15 protein-coding genes and 1 tRNA gene are annotated in these 16,091 nt (G+C 67.2%); 4 read left to right on the top strand and 12 right to left on the bottom strand.

Annotated elements, in window-relative coordinates; all coding sequences use genetic code 11:
* Positions 1 to 146: 146 nt before the first annotated feature.
* From ACOQPQ_RS13490 to ACOQPQ_RS13455, 8 genes are all read right to left on the bottom strand, one after another.
* Positions 147 to 500: a plasmid pRiA4b ORF-3 family protein gene (locus tag ACOQPQ_RS13490; RefSeq protein ID WP_420639932.1), complete on the bottom strand. Its 354-nt coding sequence runs from the start codon at positions 498 to 500 to the stop codon at positions 147 to 149.
* On the bottom strand, positions 497 to 862 hold the full coding sequence (locus ACOQPQ_RS13485; RefSeq protein WP_420639931.1) for a DUF6933 domain-containing protein: 366 nt from the start codon (positions 860 to 862) through the stop codon (positions 497 to 499). The genes ACOQPQ_RS13490 and ACOQPQ_RS13485 overlap by 4 nt, the downstream gene beginning before the upstream one ends.
* Before the next feature lie 262 nt (positions 863 to 1,124).
* The gene (locus ACOQPQ_RS13480; RefSeq protein WP_420639930.1) at positions 1,125 to 1,847 is read right to left on the bottom strand and encodes a hypothetical protein; all 723 of its coding nucleotides are present in this window, start codon (positions 1,845 to 1,847) and stop codon (positions 1,125 to 1,127) included.
* A gap of 6 nt (positions 1,848 to 1,853) precedes the next feature.
* Positions 1,854 to 2,507, bottom strand: coding sequence for a hypothetical protein (locus ACOQPQ_RS13475; protein ID WP_420639929.1), 654 nt, complete (start codon positions 2,505 to 2,507; stop codon positions 1,854 to 1,856).
* Between the two features lie 25 nt (positions 2,508 to 2,532).
* Positions 2,533 to 3,339 carry a TIGR04255 family protein gene (locus tag ACOQPQ_RS13470; RefSeq protein ID WP_420639928.1) on the bottom strand — a complete coding sequence of 269 codons (807 nt, stop codon included), beginning with the start codon at positions 3,337 to 3,339 and terminating at the stop codon, positions 2,533 to 2,535.
* Positions 3,340 to 3,509: 170 nt separating this feature from the next.
* Positions 3,510 to 3,583 (bottom strand) — tRNA-Gly (locus ACOQPQ_RS13465).
* A 76-nt stretch (positions 3,584 to 3,659) separates the two neighbouring features.
* Complete coding sequence (locus ACOQPQ_RS13460) at positions 3,660 to 5,222, bottom strand: serpin family protein (RefSeq protein ID WP_420640419.1); 1,563 nt, start codon at positions 5,220 to 5,222, stop codon at positions 3,660 to 3,662.
* A 92-nt stretch (positions 5,223 to 5,314) separates the two neighbouring features.
* Entirely contained in the window at positions 5,315 to 6,250 is a 936-nt protein-coding gene (locus ACOQPQ_RS13455; protein WP_420639927.1) for a zinc-binding dehydrogenase, read from the bottom strand.
* A 72-nt stretch (positions 6,251 to 6,322) separates the two neighbouring features.
* On the opposite strand from ACOQPQ_RS13455, the gene ACOQPQ_RS13450 reads away from it, so the two are divergent.
* The 4 genes from ACOQPQ_RS13450 to ACOQPQ_RS13435 all read left to right on the top strand — a co-directional run bounded on the left by ACOQPQ_RS13450 (position 6,323) and on the right by ACOQPQ_RS13435 (position 10,586).
* Positions 6,323 to 6,877 carry an HD domain-containing protein gene (locus ACOQPQ_RS13450; protein WP_420639926.1) on the top strand — a complete coding sequence of 185 codons (555 nt, stop codon included), beginning with the start codon at positions 6,323 to 6,325 and terminating at the stop codon, positions 6,875 to 6,877.
* 102 nt (positions 6,878 to 6,979) lie between these two features.
* On the top strand, positions 6,980 to 7,540 hold the full coding sequence (gene dcd, locus ACOQPQ_RS13445; protein WP_420639925.1) for a dCTP deaminase: 561 nt from the start codon (positions 6,980 to 6,982) through the stop codon (positions 7,538 to 7,540).
* A 20-nt stretch (positions 7,541 to 7,560) separates the two neighbouring features.
* The gene (locus ACOQPQ_RS13440) at positions 7,561 to 9,198 is read left to right on the top strand and encodes a glycerol-3-phosphate dehydrogenase/oxidase (protein ID WP_420639924.1); all 1,638 of its coding nucleotides are present in this window, start codon (positions 7,561 to 7,563) and stop codon (positions 9,196 to 9,198) included.
* The gene (locus tag ACOQPQ_RS13435) at positions 9,195 to 10,586 is read left to right on the top strand and encodes an FAD-binding oxidoreductase (RefSeq protein WP_420639923.1); all 1,392 of its coding nucleotides are present in this window, start codon (positions 9,195 to 9,197) and stop codon (positions 10,584 to 10,586) included. The genes ACOQPQ_RS13440 and ACOQPQ_RS13435 overlap by 4 nt, the downstream gene beginning before the upstream one ends.
* Before the next feature lies 1 nt (position 10,587).
* On the opposite strand, the gene eboE is transcribed toward ACOQPQ_RS13435, so the two are convergent.
* From eboE to ACOQPQ_RS13415, 4 genes are read right to left on the bottom strand one after another with little or no spacing between them, the layout of a single operon-like run.
* Complete coding sequence (gene eboE / locus ACOQPQ_RS13430) at positions 10,588 to 11,796, bottom strand: metabolite traffic protein EboE (protein WP_420639922.1); 1,209 nt, start codon at positions 11,794 to 11,796, stop codon at positions 10,588 to 10,590.
* 35 nt (positions 11,797 to 11,831) lie between these two features.
* Positions 11,832 to 12,368: a VOC family protein gene (locus tag ACOQPQ_RS13425; protein WP_420639921.1), complete on the bottom strand. Its 537-nt coding sequence runs from the start codon at positions 12,366 to 12,368 to the stop codon at positions 11,832 to 11,834.
* A 25-nt stretch (positions 12,369 to 12,393) separates the two neighbouring features.
* Positions 12,394 to 13,461 carry an alcohol dehydrogenase catalytic domain-containing protein gene (locus tag ACOQPQ_RS13420; RefSeq protein ID WP_420639920.1) on the bottom strand — a complete coding sequence of 356 codons (1,068 nt, stop codon included), beginning with the start codon at positions 13,459 to 13,461 and terminating at the stop codon, positions 12,394 to 12,396.
* 13 nt (positions 13,462 to 13,474) lie between these two features.
* Positions 13,475 to 16,024: an ATP-binding cassette domain-containing protein gene (locus ACOQPQ_RS13415; protein WP_420639919.1), complete on the bottom strand. Its 2,550-nt coding sequence runs from the start codon at positions 16,022 to 16,024 to the stop codon at positions 13,475 to 13,477.
* Positions 16,025 to 16,091 lie beyond the last annotated feature (67 nt).

Raw genomic sequence — 16,091 nt, 5'->3', positions numbered from 1 at the left:
AGAATACCCACGGGGTGTGACGATTCGCTTCACCCCTATCGAGGTCAGCATGCGAGTCAGGGAATCCAGAGGTCTTCGGCGAAACGGTCGGGGTCGAAGGCGTTGGGGTCGAAATCGTCGCGTCCGATCCAGTCCAGCCACTCGAGTCACTCGGCGTGCTCGGGGTGGCTCGTGTCGGAGAGGATCTCCAGCAGGTCCGCATGGCCCCCGTAGCCGACGGAGTCCTCGGGGGGACACGCCCACCGACCGTCGATGCAGTCCGGCACCGCTCCGACCTCCTCGGCCAGCAGCGTCTTCTCGAAGACGACATCGTGCTCCCACCAGTCGCCGAAGTCGTAGGTATAGGGGATCTTCTCGGCACCGGCGACCTGGTTGATGCTGATTCGCCGCTCGTCCCGAATCGGTGTCCAGTCGTCCTCGTACGGAATCCCGTAGCGCTCGCTGTCAATGTCGAAACTATGCAGATGCGAGTCGAACCAGCCGAACGACACCTGGATCACGTCGTGGAGGTGGTGCAACGTCTTATTGACACGGTGAGCATCTCGCTTTGGGTGCGAAGTGAGAATCGCTCGGCCTGGAACGCAAACTCGTTCATCACTCCGACCAACTGGCGATCGTTCGTCGGCCCCACCCGCACGTCCACCATCGCCGCCGCCTCAGCGTCAACCAGGTCCCCCGGCAGGCCGTGCGCCCGCAGCACCACAGCGATCGCGGCTGGCGCTCGTTCGAGCAACGTTGCTGCGGGCGCCAACGGTACGTACACCGGCAGCATCGTCCGAGCGTTCACGAACAGCGCCACCTGGGGCTTCCAGAACAGCGCATTGGCAAACCAGTCACCGAGCATGGTGGTCGATTCATTCACATCGGTTGCCTTCGGGGCAGCACGCAACCGGTTCCGCAGCCTCTTGGTCCCACGGATGACTAGAACGCACCCACTCTGCCCCGTCTGACAATCCATCGCAGCCACATCCAGTATTCGTCACCTATGGCGACGCCCCAGATGGCCAACGCCCCGCAACAACCAGCAACATGATCTGCCCCAACACCGGACGGTGGGCGGCCGGGTATTGCGCGGCGGGAGGGTTGCACGACGGTCACGTCATGCAGCAGGCCGAAGATGCAGATCAGTCGGCGCTCCTTTGCGCCTGACCGGCTGCGGCGGCAGAGGCCTCTCGGCGAATGCGAGATCGTGACTGTGGCTCGCTCAAGAGGGCTTGTCTGGACACACCACCAACTTCGCCACGCAACCAATTGTGGCATTCCTGCGCCGCCTCCTCGACCGTGAGGCCGCGGCCAGCAGCGGTCATGATCCAGTCCTCGATGATGTCAACCTCTTCGAAGACCGGGAGCGTCGCCTCGGCCATGTCAGCAGTCGGCACGACGACGCGCGTGAGTTGGTGGACGAATCGCTGCAGCAAGAGGTTGAGGCCGAAGAGTTCGAGGGTTGCAATTCGGTTCCTCACTTCCAAGTGTTTGGATTCGACCACCGTCACGTCCAAGAAATTCGTTACCTCGTTTGAACCGGGACTGGTCAGGTCCGGAAGCGGCATGAGGTCGTAGTAGCCGTCTGAAGGCCATTCACCAGTGGCGATCGCCCGGTCCTGAACCAAGGCAACAAGGAGACGCTTCTGCAGGCGCACACCATCGCTCCGCATGGAGCACGGATGTGTCAGCAGGATCAGTCTGCGGGGCTTCGTCTTGGCGCCAGGAAGAACGACCTCGACATCGGTGAATACGTCACCGGTGAAAATTGGGCGCTGTGGTGTGACATCGTCCCCGGTCGCCCGGTAGAGCTGTCGGTGCCAGTGTTCTCTAGAGCCTTGTGGCGCCTCAAGGGAGCCTGCCATGCCCCGCTACCTGTCGGCCCTCGGCCTGAGGGAGGGCATTCCGTCCGCCGCGACAAAGACCTCGAACTCGCTTCGATAACGGTCACGCCACCCGTCGTCGAAACGGTCCAGGATCTCCTCCGCCGACACGTGTTCACTTGCGTGCTCAAGAACGAGGTCGTCTCTACCCGCTGTCAAGAGGTCGAGCGGGGTCAGCGGCGCCGCGGACGAGATGGGCACCTCGAACCAACCTGCGACATCGATGACCAAGTGGTCTTCTGCCACCATGTCACAAATTGCGACCAACTGGGCGAGCCTGAACCGATTCTCGCCGGATGCAGACTCGCCTCTTCGCCACTTCTGAACGGCGGGGACGCTGACGCCGACCATGCGAGCGACATCTCGCCACGCAAAGCCAAGCCCGGAGAGTCGATTGAGAAGTTCTTCTACGTTGAGCTTCACCCGGTTCCGAGCCCTCTCCTCCAACTCCTCGAGCTGAGCGTCCTGATGCAACTCGGTGACATCGTCGGTGAGCATCTTCGAACGTGTGCGCAGGAAACCGGCCTCGTCGGCCAACGCCAGGAACGACGTTTGCGTCTCGGACACCCTCGGTGCAGGGGCCACCTCGTCGGCGACTGTTCCGTCGCTCGACAGCAGGGACAAGTCACGGTCGGTGGCCATGGCATGTCCGGGCTTGGAAATCACTCTATGCATGTTGGCGCAATACCTCGCGGCGTAGGTCCTCGGTGATCACCGACTCGAAGAGTTCGCGCACCGGTGCGTGTAGCTCGTCAACCGTGTTGAGAAGCTCCGCCACTTCGTACGCCGGAACCTCGTCGGTGGCCTCGGAGAAGCTGTCAATGTCGAGAAGGAAGTAGGGCGAAGGCTCAGGGACACCACCCGCTCGGCGCAGAGGGCCACTTGGATCGACTGCGTACCCCTCACGCGGTCCGTACCGGAGCACGACCATATTGCTGCTTCCTGAGGTGAAGCGCATCAAGCCCTGCCAGTCGAGCGCCAAGAGCCCTAGCGGCGCCCCATTTTCTGCTGGTCCGACAAGAGAGGGGTTCACCCAGTTGCACCAATCGGACCATTCGCTGACCGGCCTCGGGACACGGATTTCGTCGATGTAACGCAAACCAACGCGCTCGACGCCATCAGGTGGGTTGAGGTCCGCCAGCGTTTGGAGCGCCGTCTCAAGTGACTCACGAAACACCTCGTACCGTTCGTATTCGGTCGTCTCGACGACCAAGGCGTCGGGTCCTGGAGTCACGGCCGAGGTTCGATCTCTGGTCTCGAACCTCGGGACCGTCTCCTGAGTCACCTCTGGCGGCCCACCGTTGACGACGGTGACCCTCTCCCTTGTTACAGACCTCATCAGTGGAAACCGGTGTGCCAGCGCGGCCTTGAAGTCGCGTTGCTGCGCACGCGTCAATGGGTCCGCCGTCGGATACCGGATCTCGCAAGCCACGAGAACAAGGGGAGCGTTCGGGTAGATCTCGCGGTCGCCCATGGCCGTACGATACTGATCCAGAAACTGAAAGTGAAACTTAAACGACAATCAAAGCCTCTAGGCCAAGGGGTGTAGACCGCTGGAGTGTCGGTCACCTCTCGGATGGCAGCGGACGCAGCGATGTGGGGGGCCGGCGTGTCGGCTGACAAGGGGCGGCAGGCAGGACTGTGTGGAGCGGGTGACGAGAATCGAACTCGCGTCATCAGCTTGGGAAGCTGGGGTTCTACCACTGAACTACACCCGCGGGTAGCTGCCACTCTAGCCCCGTGTGGCGTCGGGTGCCTGTTGATTCTCGGCGGGATGAGGAGTGCCGGTGGGGATTACTCGGCGGGGTTGGTGACGCGGCCGAGGAATATGAGGGCGCCGGTGTCTTGGTGGGTGATGGCCCAGAGGAAGGGGCGGTCGGCCACCACTTCCAGGTCGGGTGGCGGGGGCATGGACTCGGCGAAGGCCATGGCGGTGGCGGCTGCTGCTTCGGTGCCCTTCTCATCCACGATCACCTTGGCGCTGTGCAGGGCCGAGGTGATGAAGATGCCAGGGGCGATGTCGGCGAACCCGGCACCGGGGCAAAATCCCAGCGGGCAGAGCCATGCGAACAGATCAGCCGGAGGCAGGGTGTGTTCCCACTTGGGCATGGTCACCTGCACCGTTCCCTGTTGGGCACGACCGGCCAGCCCGACCAACGCCTCGGCGTCCAAGGCCTCCTCCACGGCAGCCAACCCGTCCACGTCGTGGGGCACCACCATCCACATCGAGAGTTCCCCACCCTGGTAGGGCAACTCCACGGCGTTCGCCCCGTCCAACCGCACGAACCGGCGCAGCTCCGGCACCCGATCGCGCATGAACGGCACCGTCACCGACTGGCCGTCTCCGGTGGTGAACTCCCGGTCACCGGTCAGCTCGGGCAGGAACGGAGTCTGCCAATCGGCCTTCAGATACACGGTGTTCACCAAGACCAGCTTCTGGTCCTGGACTGTGGAGTCGCGCACGATGGTGGGAATCAGGCCGCGAGTGCGCTCCGACACCCAACGATTGACCACATCAGCAGCCGCAACCCCATCAGCAGTGTCGATCGGCTCGATGGCCGCCCCATAGTAGGCCGAGGCGGTGTCCAAGAACGCCTGGCGGGGCGAGAACTCGTCATCGGGAAACAGCCGATTGGCCACCTCCAAAGTGGTGGGCTCCACCGACGCTCCCGCCCACGCCAAACCAGCGGCATTCGCCGCCCGGTGAGTGTCCGCCCCGGGAAAACCGAAGATCCCGTCCAGAACAGCCCCCGAATCCGGCGACGCCCCCGCCCGACTCAAGCTGAAAGCAACCCCGATACTGGTCGGGCTCGAAACCGCATTCCCCTCCAAGGTCCGATGAAACTCCCACCCCGCCGCATTGATGCCCCCCACCCACCTGCTGACCGGGGCACCCGGATCAGCCGGCAACCGGGCAGCCGTCGATCCAGCCGCGGTCGGCTCGGGACTCGCTGTTGGCTCCCCAGACGCGGTCGGCTCGGGACTCGGTGACGAATCGACCTGCTCGACCGTCGGCTCGGGAGATGCCGTCGGCTCCCCGGAGGCTGACGGCTCGACGGGCACCGCCGTCGGCACGGGAGATTGCGTCGGCTCCCCGGAGGCTGGCGGCTCAGCGGGCCCGGCGGTCGCCGCTGGAGACGAAGTCGGCTCGGGAACTTGCGTCGGCTCGACCGGAGCGCGCGTCGGCTCCCCCGACGGTGCCGAGTCCCCGGGCACAGCCGTCGAATCGGCCGTCGGTGCCCCCGGTGTCGGCGACGGTGGCGCCTCGACCGGGGTGGGCGTCTCGGTGGACACCACGGTCTGCGTGTCGTCGGAGGCACCACAGGCCACCGCCACCACACTCAAGAGAAGCAGCATTCCGAACAGCTTGGCCATGCTGGTTGGACGACGCCGGAACACCTCAAGTTCCCGCAAACGCCAACGGCCCCTTCCCCATCCGAAATGAGCACTCACGCCAGCAGCACCACCTTGCCGAGTTTTCCGGGAACCGCGAAGTACTCGTAGGCCGCGGCCGCTTCGGCCAGGGGAAAAGTACGGGCCACCGGCACCTGGATCCGACCGGCGTCCACCAGCGGGAGCACGTGGCGCTCCACCAACCGGGCAACCGTGGCCCGTTGCTCCAGGGAACGAGGCCGCAACGTGGAGGCAAACAGCCGAACCCGCTTCACCATGAGCCGGGCCAGGTTCACCGACACTTCCGAACCCCCGCCCACCCCGATGATCACCATGCGGCCCTCCACGGCCAGCGCCTTGAGGTTGGCCGACCAATTGGGAGCGCCCACCAGCTCGAGGATCACGTCGAACGGCCCGGCGTCGGCCACCTCCCCAGGGTCGATGACGGTGGCCCCCAACTCGGCCACCGCAGCCCGGACCGCAGGGGTGCGCACGGTGGCGGTCACCCGGGCCCCGATGGCCGAAGCCAGTTGCACCGCAGCGGTGCCCACCCCACCGGCCGCGCCGTGGACGCACACCCGCTCGCCCATGGACAAACCGGCCTGGGTGAACAGGGCATCGTGCGCGGTGGCGAACACCTCGGGAAAGCCCCCGGCGCACTCCCAACTCATCGATTCGGGCACCGCCATGGCCAGTGGCTCGTCCACCACGCACCGCTGCGCCTGCCCGCCTCCCTGGACCACGGCCATCACCCGATCCCCGACCGAGAACCGCTGGCAGCCCTCGCCGACCTCCACCACCTCACCGGCCATCTCCAACCCGCCGGTGGTCGGTGCCCCCGGTGGCGGCGGGTAACCGCCCGCGGCCTGGGTGAGGTCGGCGCCGTTCAGGCCCGCCGCCCGCACCGCCACCAGCAATTGCCGATGCCCCGGCACCGGGTCGGCCACCTCGTCGATGACCGCCCTCCCCTCTCGGAAGACAACCGCTTGCATCCCCCGGAAATGTAGCGGTCGAAGGGAACCGACGAGAGTGTCGCCAAGGCGAGCTTGGCGTAGGATCAGGCCATGGCCACACTGACGCAAGCCGCGTTCACCCGGATGGACGAGTCCACCGCCGAGGACTGGGCGGCAACCGGCCCGGCCCACCAATACCTGGAGGAGGGTCTGGCCGACAGGGTGCTGCGAGAGCTGCGAGAACTGGCCTGCGGGCCGCAGGGATTTGCCGTGGACCGCCTCACCCACAGCGTCCAGACCGCCCACCGGGCCGAGAAGGCCGGACGCGACGACGAGTACCTGGTGTGCGCACTGGTCCACGACATCGGCGACCTGCTCACCCCCCACAACCACCCGGACCTGGCCGCAGCCATCCTCAAGCCCTTCGTCTCCGAGGCCAACCTGTGGATGGTGCAGATGCACGGCGTCTTCCAGGGCTACTACTTCTGGCACCACGTGGGCCGGGACCGCAACAGCCGCGACGCCTACGAGGGCCACCCCCACTACGACCGCTGCGCCGAGTTCTGCGCCGAGTACGACATGCCCGCCTTCGACCCGGCCTATCCCACTCCGTCCCTGGAGCACTATGAGCCGCTGGTCCGAAGCTTCTTCGCCTCTCCTGCGTGATCCCGGCGTGCCCCGGACGGGGCCCAGACCCTGCGCCGCCACAGCATCGCCGGCCCGGCACGACGCAAGCCCACAGCACCCCGACAGGGCGACCACGCTGACGTGATCCTCTCCGACCGGACCCTGCGGGAGGAGTTGGCCGCCGGCCGCATCGAGATCGACCCCTTGGCCGAGGGCGCGGTGCAACCGTCATCGGTCGACCTGCGCATCGACCGGCGCTTCCGGGTGTTTCGCAACCACACCGAGGGGTACATCGACGTCAAGAAGAACATGGACGCCCTCACCGAACCGGTGGAGATAGAACCCGACGGCGTGTTCATCCTCCACCCCGGCGAGTTCGTGCTGGGGGCCACGCTGGAGCGGGTGCGGGTGCCCGACGACCTGGTGGCCCGCCTGGAGGGCAAGTCGTCGCTGGGCCGCCTCGGGCTGTTGATCCACTCCACCGCCGGCTTCGTGGACGCCGGGTGGAACGGTCATCTCACCCTGGAATTGTCCAATGTGGCCACTTTGCCCATCACCCTCTACGCGGGCATGAAGATCGGCCAGATCTCCTTCATCCGCATGACCACGCCCGCCGAGAACCCCTACGGCTCCGCCAAGACCGGCTCCAAGTACCAGGGCCAGTCCGGCCCCCTGCCCTCCCGCTACTGGGAGAACTGGTAGCGCAATGGCGACACCCGCCCATGCCTGAGCCCCGAACCACGCCCTCGCTCACCCCTTCCTCCCGCTCGAGCCTGCGGGCCGCCCTGGCGGGTGAGCGGTTCGACGTGGTGGTTGTCGGCGGAGGCATCACCGGCGCGGGCATCGCCCGGGACGCGTCCCGGCGGGGGCTGACGGTGGCCCTGGTCGAAGCCGAGGACTTCGCCGCGGGCACCTCGTCACGCTCCTCCAAGCTGATCCACGGCGGGCTGCGCTACCTGGCCCAGGGCGAAGTCGGCATGGTGCGGGAGACGGCGCGGGAGCGTCAGGCCGTCCACCTCATGGCCCCCCATCTGGCCGAGCCGAGCTGGATGGTGGTGCCCGCCCGCAACCGGGCCAACCTCATGAAGTTCCGCGCGGGCTTGAGCACCTACGAGAAGCTCGGCGCGGTGGACGGGGCCGACCGCCACCTGACCTGGAACCGGGACGACCTGGCCAACCAAGAGCCCTGCCTACGGCGTGCCGTGTTCCCGTGGGCGTGCGCCTACCGGGAGTACATGACCGACGATGCCCGGTTGGTGCTGGCCGTGCTGCGCGACGCGGTGGCCCACGGCGCCCTGACGGCCAGTCGAATGCCGGTGGTGGACGTGATCTGGGAAGGCGACCAGATCGACGGCGTGGTGGCCGCTTGTGGCGTGGACGATGAGCAGGTGGAGATCCGGGCCGACGCGGTGGTCAACGCCACCGGGCCGTGGGTGGAGCGCCTGGCCCGCATGGAAGAGGCCGACGTCGCCCACCGTCTGCACCCCTCCAAGGGGGTCCACGTGGTGGTGGAGGCGGCTCGGCTGCCGGTGCGCAACCTCGTGATCGTGGAGACGCCCGACAAGCGCAGCATCTTCGTGCTGCCCCGAGGTGAGGCCGTGGCCATCGGCACCACCGACACCAGCTACCACGGCGACCGGCTCCTGTGGCCCGAGATCGAACGGGCCGACATCGAGTACCTCCTGGATCCCCTCGGGGCCTATTTCGATGTGGACCCGCTGGGATGCGACGACGTGGTGGCCGCCTGGTCGGGGGTGCGCCCCCTGGTGGCCCAGACGGGCAAGGACGCCAAGGAGATGTCCCGCAAGGACGAGGTTTGGGTGGGCCCCGGTCGGATGATCACCATCGCCGGGGGCAAGCTCACCGGCTTTCGCACCATGGCCATGACGGTGCTCGACCACGTGGGCGAACGCCTCGGCCGCACGCTGGGCCCGAGCCCGGAACCCCTGCCGGTTCCCGGTGGTGACGTGCCCTCGACCCTCGATGACCTGGCCGCGTCGGTGGCCGCAGATACCGGCGTCGAGCGCCCGGTGGTTGACCGACTGGTGCGGCTCTACGGGGACGAAACCGGCCAGGTACTGGCCAAGGGACGGGAACCCATTGTCCCCCAGGGCAGGGTGGTGGCCGGGGAGTTGCGCTGGGCCGTGGAGGTGGACGGGGCGCTCACCCTGGAGGACGTGATTTATCGGCGGACCCGGGCGGCCTGGTACACCCCGGCGGAGCGCGAGGCCCTGTTGGCACCGTCGGCGGCGATGATGGCCGAACTGCTGGGTTGGGACGAGACCCGCACTCACCAGGAGATCAAGGAGGTCAAGGCCCGCTTCGCCAGTGAACTCCACTGCATCACGCCGGGCCAATGAGCCTCATCGACGAACTCGCCGACCTGTTGGGCGACGACCTCCTGGTCGACGACGACGCCCGCCGTCACCGAGCCCGGGACACGTGGCCCCGCTCCGAGTTCGACCAATGGCAGGGACGGCTCACGCTGCCGATGGCGGTGGCGGCCCCGTCGACCACCGAACGCCTGGCGGAGACCGTGCGGTTGTGTGGCACCCACCGGGCGCCCATGATTCCCCGAGGCGGCGGGTCCGGCTGTGTGGGCGGGGTGCTGTCCTCTCCCGACTCGGTGGTGGTCAGCACCGAACGGCTGAGCGGGTTGCGATCCATCGACCCGGTGGACGCCTTGGCCACCTTCGGGGCCGGGACCATCGGGATGGACGCCGAGAGCCGGGTACAACACGGCGGCTTTACCATCGGGCACTGGCCCCAGTCCATCGAGGTGTCGTCGGTGGGCGGGTGGGTGGCCACCCGGGCGTCGGGCCAGTACTCCACCGCCTACGGGAACATCGAGGACGTCGTCCACGCCATCGAAGCCGTGCTGGCCGACGGCACCGTCTACCGGTCACGCCCCACCCCGCGGGCCTCGGCCGGACCCGACCTGCGACACCTGCTGTTGGGCAGCGAGGGCACCCTCGGGATCATCACCGAGGTGACCTTCGGGCTTCGGCCCCTGCCCGAACCCGGTGTGCGCCAGGCCTTCCATTTCGAGGACATGGACGCCGGCCTCGACACCCTCCGCCGGGTCATCACCCCCGGATGGCGTCCGCCGGTGGTGCGCCTCTACGACGCCGCCGAGTCACGCCGCCACTTTCGCGACCACGTTCCTCGGGGCCGCTGCATGGCCATCTTCCTGCACGAGGGACCACCGGGCCACGCCGCCCTGGAGGCCGCCGCGGTGGCCGAACTGAGCCGGACCGGCGGGGGTGTGCCCGCGGACCCCGCCGCGGTCGACCACTGGTTCGAGCACCGCAACACCGTGCCGACGTGGACCGAGGTCTTCGAGCAGGGCCTGGTGGCCGACACCATCGAAGTGGCCACCGGCTGGCGCACGCTCCCCCGGCTCTACGACGCCGTCACCGAGGCCATCAGCCGGATCCCCACCGTGATATCCGCCACGGCCCACACCTCCCACGCCTACCGGACCGGGGCCAACCTCTACTTCACCTTCGTGGCCCGCCCGACCGACACCGGGGAGTATCAGGCCACCTACGACGCCTGCTGGGCCGCGGCCATGGACGCGGCCATCGACTGCGGCGCGGGCATATCCCACCACCACGGCATCGGCCGCATCCGCCGCCAGTGGCTGGCCGACGAGCTGGGCGAGGCCGGCCTCACCCTGCTGCGCTCGGTGAAGCAAGCCCTCGACCCCCACAACCTCATGAACCCGGGCGTTCTGTTGCCCGACTGACTCAGCCCGCCCCCACGCCCAGCTCAGTCCGCACCCAGTCCAGCTCCCGGATCACGTACTCCACGATGCCCCCCGTCCTCAGGTGGTCGGGCAGGACGTCGAAGGTATACGTCTCGATTTCGAGGTGGTCGGACACGGGCCGGCGCCGGTGGACAGCCAACGCGTCCCGGATGGCGAACTGGGTGGTGCGGAAGGGTCCGAGATCGTCCAGGAAGACGGGGACGTGGAAATGGGTCCGCCACTCACACGGGCCGGGGTCCTGTCTCCACGCAGCGATGGCGTCTTCGATGTTGAGGAACCGACGAAGGACCCCGTTGCGAAGCTCGGTCGTCTGGGTGAGATAGATCGTGTCGGCATACTTCTCGAGCTCGTCGACCGACTCCCGGTCCACCTCGGGTATCCAGAGGGCGGCGGCTTCTTGCAGCTTGAACACCGGGATTCCGGCGTCGGCCAGCAGTTCCAGCGACTCCGCGATGTCCTCGAACTCCACGGCCTGATGACAGATGTCGAACACCACCCCGACGTGGCGACGAAGGGCACCATGGGCCGACGACAAAGCCAGGTCGGCCAACTCGGCGAGGGTGCGGGCCGCTTCCGCGCTGTAGAGGCGGGTCCGGAAGTACTCGACGGTCTGGGGCGTGGTGGCCAGGTAGCAGTACGGCTCGGGTTCGATGGCCAACCGGACGGTTCGACCGGTCCGGCGCTCGATGTCCACCAGGGCGGCGACCACCGCCAGGACGTTCCGGGTGAATGCCTCCACGTACCCCGGGCCCTCAACCCGGGGAGCAAAGGCCAAAGGGGCCGTTTGAATGCTGGGGGCCACGCCGGGGGGCGCGAGTTCCGCCAGGATCTCCGCTACTTGGGTCGTGTAGTGCCGTCTCTGATCGGTCGACCAGTCGGGCTCATAGACCCGTTCCTTGACCGGACCGCCCTTGAACGCCCCGTAGGGGAAGGCGTTGGCGGTGATGAGGTAGAGCCCTTCGTTGCGGAGCCAGTCGGTCAGCTCGGCCCGCCGCTCGGCGTCGGCGGCCAGCTCGGCGGCCGAGGCGGCCGAGAGCCGCAGGGAAAAGGCAAACGGGGCGTCGGGGCTGTGGGCCGCCTTCACCGCGGGCAGGAACCGCCGAATGCTGTCGTTCATCTCCGCCCAGGTGTCGCCCGGGTGGACGAGGGTGGAGTACGTGAGGTGGCCGAGACCCCCGCCGAGATCCATGGGGCTGCTTCGCTGAGCGCCGGGCGCCGGGCGGATCAGCCCAAGCGGGCCTCGACCTCCGACAGGGACGGCCGCGACGTCAGGTACTCGGCGGCCGCTTGGTTGCGCCGCTCACGCATGTAGTAAGCGATCTCCACCAGCTCCAGGGCAAGCCCGTCGGGATCACTGAAATACACCCAGCGCCAACCCTCCAGGGGACCCTCGTCCACCACGTTGACATCGGAGTAGAACTCCACACCCTTGGCCTCCAGTTCGGCCTTCTTGGCGAACACGTCGTCGACCCGGAAGCACACGTGGGCTGCGCCCATGTGGTTGTTGGGCACCGGGCGCACGCTCTCGGGCGGTCGATTCCGGTACTCGATCAACTCCAGGGTGGAGACCTCGTCCACCCAGAGCGACACCTGGCGCAGCACGGCGCCGGGCACGCCCACGCCCCGTTCGAGTTCGGGCCCCTCGAACCACTCTGTCGGTTCGTTGGCGAACGGGAGACCGAGCAGGTCGTGGTAGAAGTAGATGGACCGGTCGAGGTCGCGCACGACCAGCCCCACGTGATGGATGGATCTGAGCGTCATGGGCTCTTTCCTTTCTGTCGCCGTTTCACGCAGCCAACGGCTGCACGAGAATCTTGATCTGGTCGCCCGCCGGATCCACCAGGACGTCAAAGCCCTTGGTGACCACCTCGGCCAGGCCGATGGTGGAGGTGACGGCCCTGTCGACGGGGAGCTTGCCCGAGGCGATCAGCCGGATGATGCGGGGCCAGTCGGTGAGCAGGTAGCACCATGAGCCGACGAGGGTCACGTCTCGTTCGGCCAGGCCCATGGCGTCGATTGTGGCGGGGGCGGTGTGGAGGCCCGTCTGGACCACCGTGCCCCGGGGGCGGGCGTTGTCCAGGCACGCGTTGAGCCCGGGGGAGGTGCCCGAGCATTCGACGCCCACGTCGATGCCGAGACCGTTGGTGAGGTCGGCCAGGTAGTCGCTCAGCCCGCCGTCGCTGGGGTCGACCGCCGGTCCGATGTCGAGGGCGCGGGCCATCGCCAACCGCTGCGGGTTGGGCTCACTGATCACCACGACCGACGCGCCGACCGCGTTGGCGTACATCGCCGACAGAATCCCGATGGGTCCGGCCCCGGTCACCAACACCACGTCGCCGCCCCGCACCCCAGCCCGATCCACACCGTAGGCGGCCACGGCGGCGGGCTCGACCACCGCTCCCTCGAGGTCGGACACCTCATCGGGGAGTCGGGCGACCTGATACTCCTTGAGCACCGCGAACTGCGCCAACCCCCCGGTCTCCGCGCTCAGACCGGTGCAGGCGAAGCGCACGCAGAGGTGGCCGTGCCCCTGGCGGCACTGCACACACCGACCGCACACGATGGCGGGCATGATGGCAACCCGGTCACCGATCTTGACGTCGGCCACCTCAGAGCCCACGTCCACCACCCGCGCCGAGAACTCGTGACCCAACGTTTGCGGATTGGTCACCCCGGTGAGGGGATGGGGCTCCGTCGGCGTAACGATCGGACCGACGAGGTACTCGTGCAGGTCGGTGCCGCAGATGCCGCAATAGGCCACCTCGACGAGCACGTCGTCGGCCGCCCCGACCTCGGGCACCGGGACGTCTTCGATGCGGATGTCGTGATGGTCGTGGAAGCGCGCGGCGAGCAAACCGGCCCCCTCGTCAGGTGGTCCTGGCCGAAAGACGGCCCCGCACTTGGCTGTAGATCACCGCGGCGGCCACGATGAGCGCCCCCTCGAAGAAGTAAACCCAGGCCTGGCTGAGCCCGAGGAAAACGGTGGCGTTGAGCACCTGAATGCTGAGGCCCGCACCGAGAAAAGTACCGACAAAGGTGCCGCGACCACCCAGCAGGCTGGTGCCCCCGAGCACCACGGCGGCGATGCTGGTCAGCGTGTACCCCTCTCCTTGGAGCGGATCGCCGATACCCAACTGGGCCAGCAGGATGACGGACCCCAAGAACACGAACACCGACGTGAGCACATAGGCCCCGAGCATCGTCCTGGTGACGCGGATCCCCACCTTTCGGGCGGCATCCTGATCGGAGCCGACCGCTCGTAGGCGCAATCCCCACCTCGTCCGTCGCAGCGCGACCTCCATCAACACCGCCACCACCACCAGGAGGATGAAGACCAGGGGGAAGCGCCCGAACTTGTGGGCAATGGCGTCGGTCACGGAGCGGCTGATGTAGCCCCCGGGAACGTCCCGCAACACCAGGGCCATTCCTTGGAGCGCGACGAACATGGCCAGCGTGGCGGCCACGGCGGTGAAGCCGGCGAATCTGACCAGTCCCCCGTTGACCAGCCCGACGAAGGCGGCCACCGCCAGCATCACCAAGAGCCCCACGACGACGATGGCCCCCGATTTGTCGATGGTCATGAAGAACGACCCCACCACGACCAAGAACCCCGCCAGTGGTCCCACCGAGAGATCGATGCCCCCGATCAGCAGGCAGATGGTCTGGCCCAGTGCGATGAAGCCCAGAGCGGCAACCAGCATCTGCACCGAGGTGGTATTGAACGCGCTGAGGTATCGATCGTTGTCCTGGTAGACGTAGGCACCCAAGCCGACCATCACCATGGCCAGCACGGCGACCGGGGCGTAGTCGCCTCGGAGAAATCTCTGGCGCCGAGTCGAACCCCCCCGCCGGCGGGTCGTCTCCTGGCGGGTACGGGCGTGCGCCCGGATGGCCGAGCCCACGATGGCGTCCTCGGTGATGTCGTCACCGGTCAATTCGGCCACGCTCTCCCCGCTGGACATCACGATGACCCGGTCGCACAGCCCCTCGAGCTCCTTAGCGTCGGAGGAAGCCACCACCACCGGCACGCCCGACAAGGACACCTCACGCAGGATTCGGTAGATCTCGGCCCGAGCGCCGACATCCACCCCCTGGGTGGGCTCATCGGCCACCAGCATCAACGGTTGGGCGAGCAGGGCGCGGCTCATCACCACCTTCTGCTGATTGCCGCCGGACAGCGAGTTGATCGACGAATCCACCGAGGGGGTCTTGACCCGGAGATCGTCGAATTCCTTGCGCACCGCCTCGAGCTCCTTGGTGCGGCTCAGCAAGAAGCGCCCTCGCAAACCGGGGAGCGCGCTCACCGACGCGTTCTCCCGCACGGAGAGCGCCCCGAACAGGCCCTCGGCCTTGCGGTCGGCCGGCATGTACGCCGCCCCCGATCGCAATTCCGATGCGCTCACACTGCGGCCCTTGATTTCGACCCGGCCGTCGAAAGTGTCGAGACCGGCCAGGGCCCGCAAAAGATCGCTCTGACCGTTGCCCACGATGCCGGCTATCCCCACGATCTCGCCGCTGCGGGCCTGCAGGGAGAAGTCGTGGAACCCATCCCCCGACAGGCTGTCGACCAGCAAATCCAAGTTGTCGGACTCGGACACCTGGTGTTTGGGGGGCAGGGCGTACTCCAACTGACGACCGACGATGAGGGCCAGCAAGTCGTCGTCGGTCACCTCGGTCACCGGGTGTTCGCCGCGGAATATGCCGTCCCGAAGCACGGTCACGCGATCGGCGATCTCGCGTACCTCGGCCAGGCGATGGGTGATGTAGACCACCGACACCCCGTCGGCCGCCAGGGACCGGACGGCGCTGAACAACATGTCCACCGATTCACGGCCCAGCGGCGCGGTCGGTTCATCGAGGATGAGTAAACGGGGCTTCACGGCCAGGGCCTTGGCCAGTTCGAGCAGATGCTTCTCGGCGACGCCCAGGTTCTCGACACGATCCTCGAGGTGGGCGGTGAAACCCACGTCGTCGAGCATCGCCCGCATGGTGGCCTCCCGGCCACCGGGGCCGTCGAGGAACTGTTTCGGGACGGCGACGCGAAGATTCTCGGCCACCGTGAGGTCGGCCATGACGGCCGGGTGCTGGTGGACGACGGCGATGCCGAGGTCGGCGGCCAACCTCGGGGTGAGATGGTCGACCACCACGCCGTCGAAGGTGATCGTGCCCCGGTCGGGCTCGGTGGTGCCCGACGCCACGTTGATCAACGTGGACTTGCCGGCGCCGTTTTCTCCGAGTAGGGCATGGACTTCGCCGGGGCGAACCGTCAGGTGAACGTCGTTGAGGGCAACTATGCCCCCGTAGCGCTTGGAAACACCGGTGAGTTCGATCCGATTCGGGGTGACGTCCGGCGCGGTGGGACCAGGATCGTTCGTCGCGTTGCGGTTCTCGTCTGCGCTGCTACCTGTGGCAACCATGGCATGGTCCTCAATGAGGGGGTGGGGCGGGCCGGCTCAACCGGCCCGCCCCACCTCTGGGAATTGG

Origin of the sequence: Candidatus Poriferisocius sp. (assembly GCF_965219775.1) — a bacterium.
In the GTDB taxonomy this organism is placed as follows: domain Bacteria; phylum Actinomycetota; class Acidimicrobiia; order Acidimicrobiales; family Bin134; genus Poriferisocius.
This window is presented reverse-complemented; position numbering and strand designations above follow the sequence as displayed.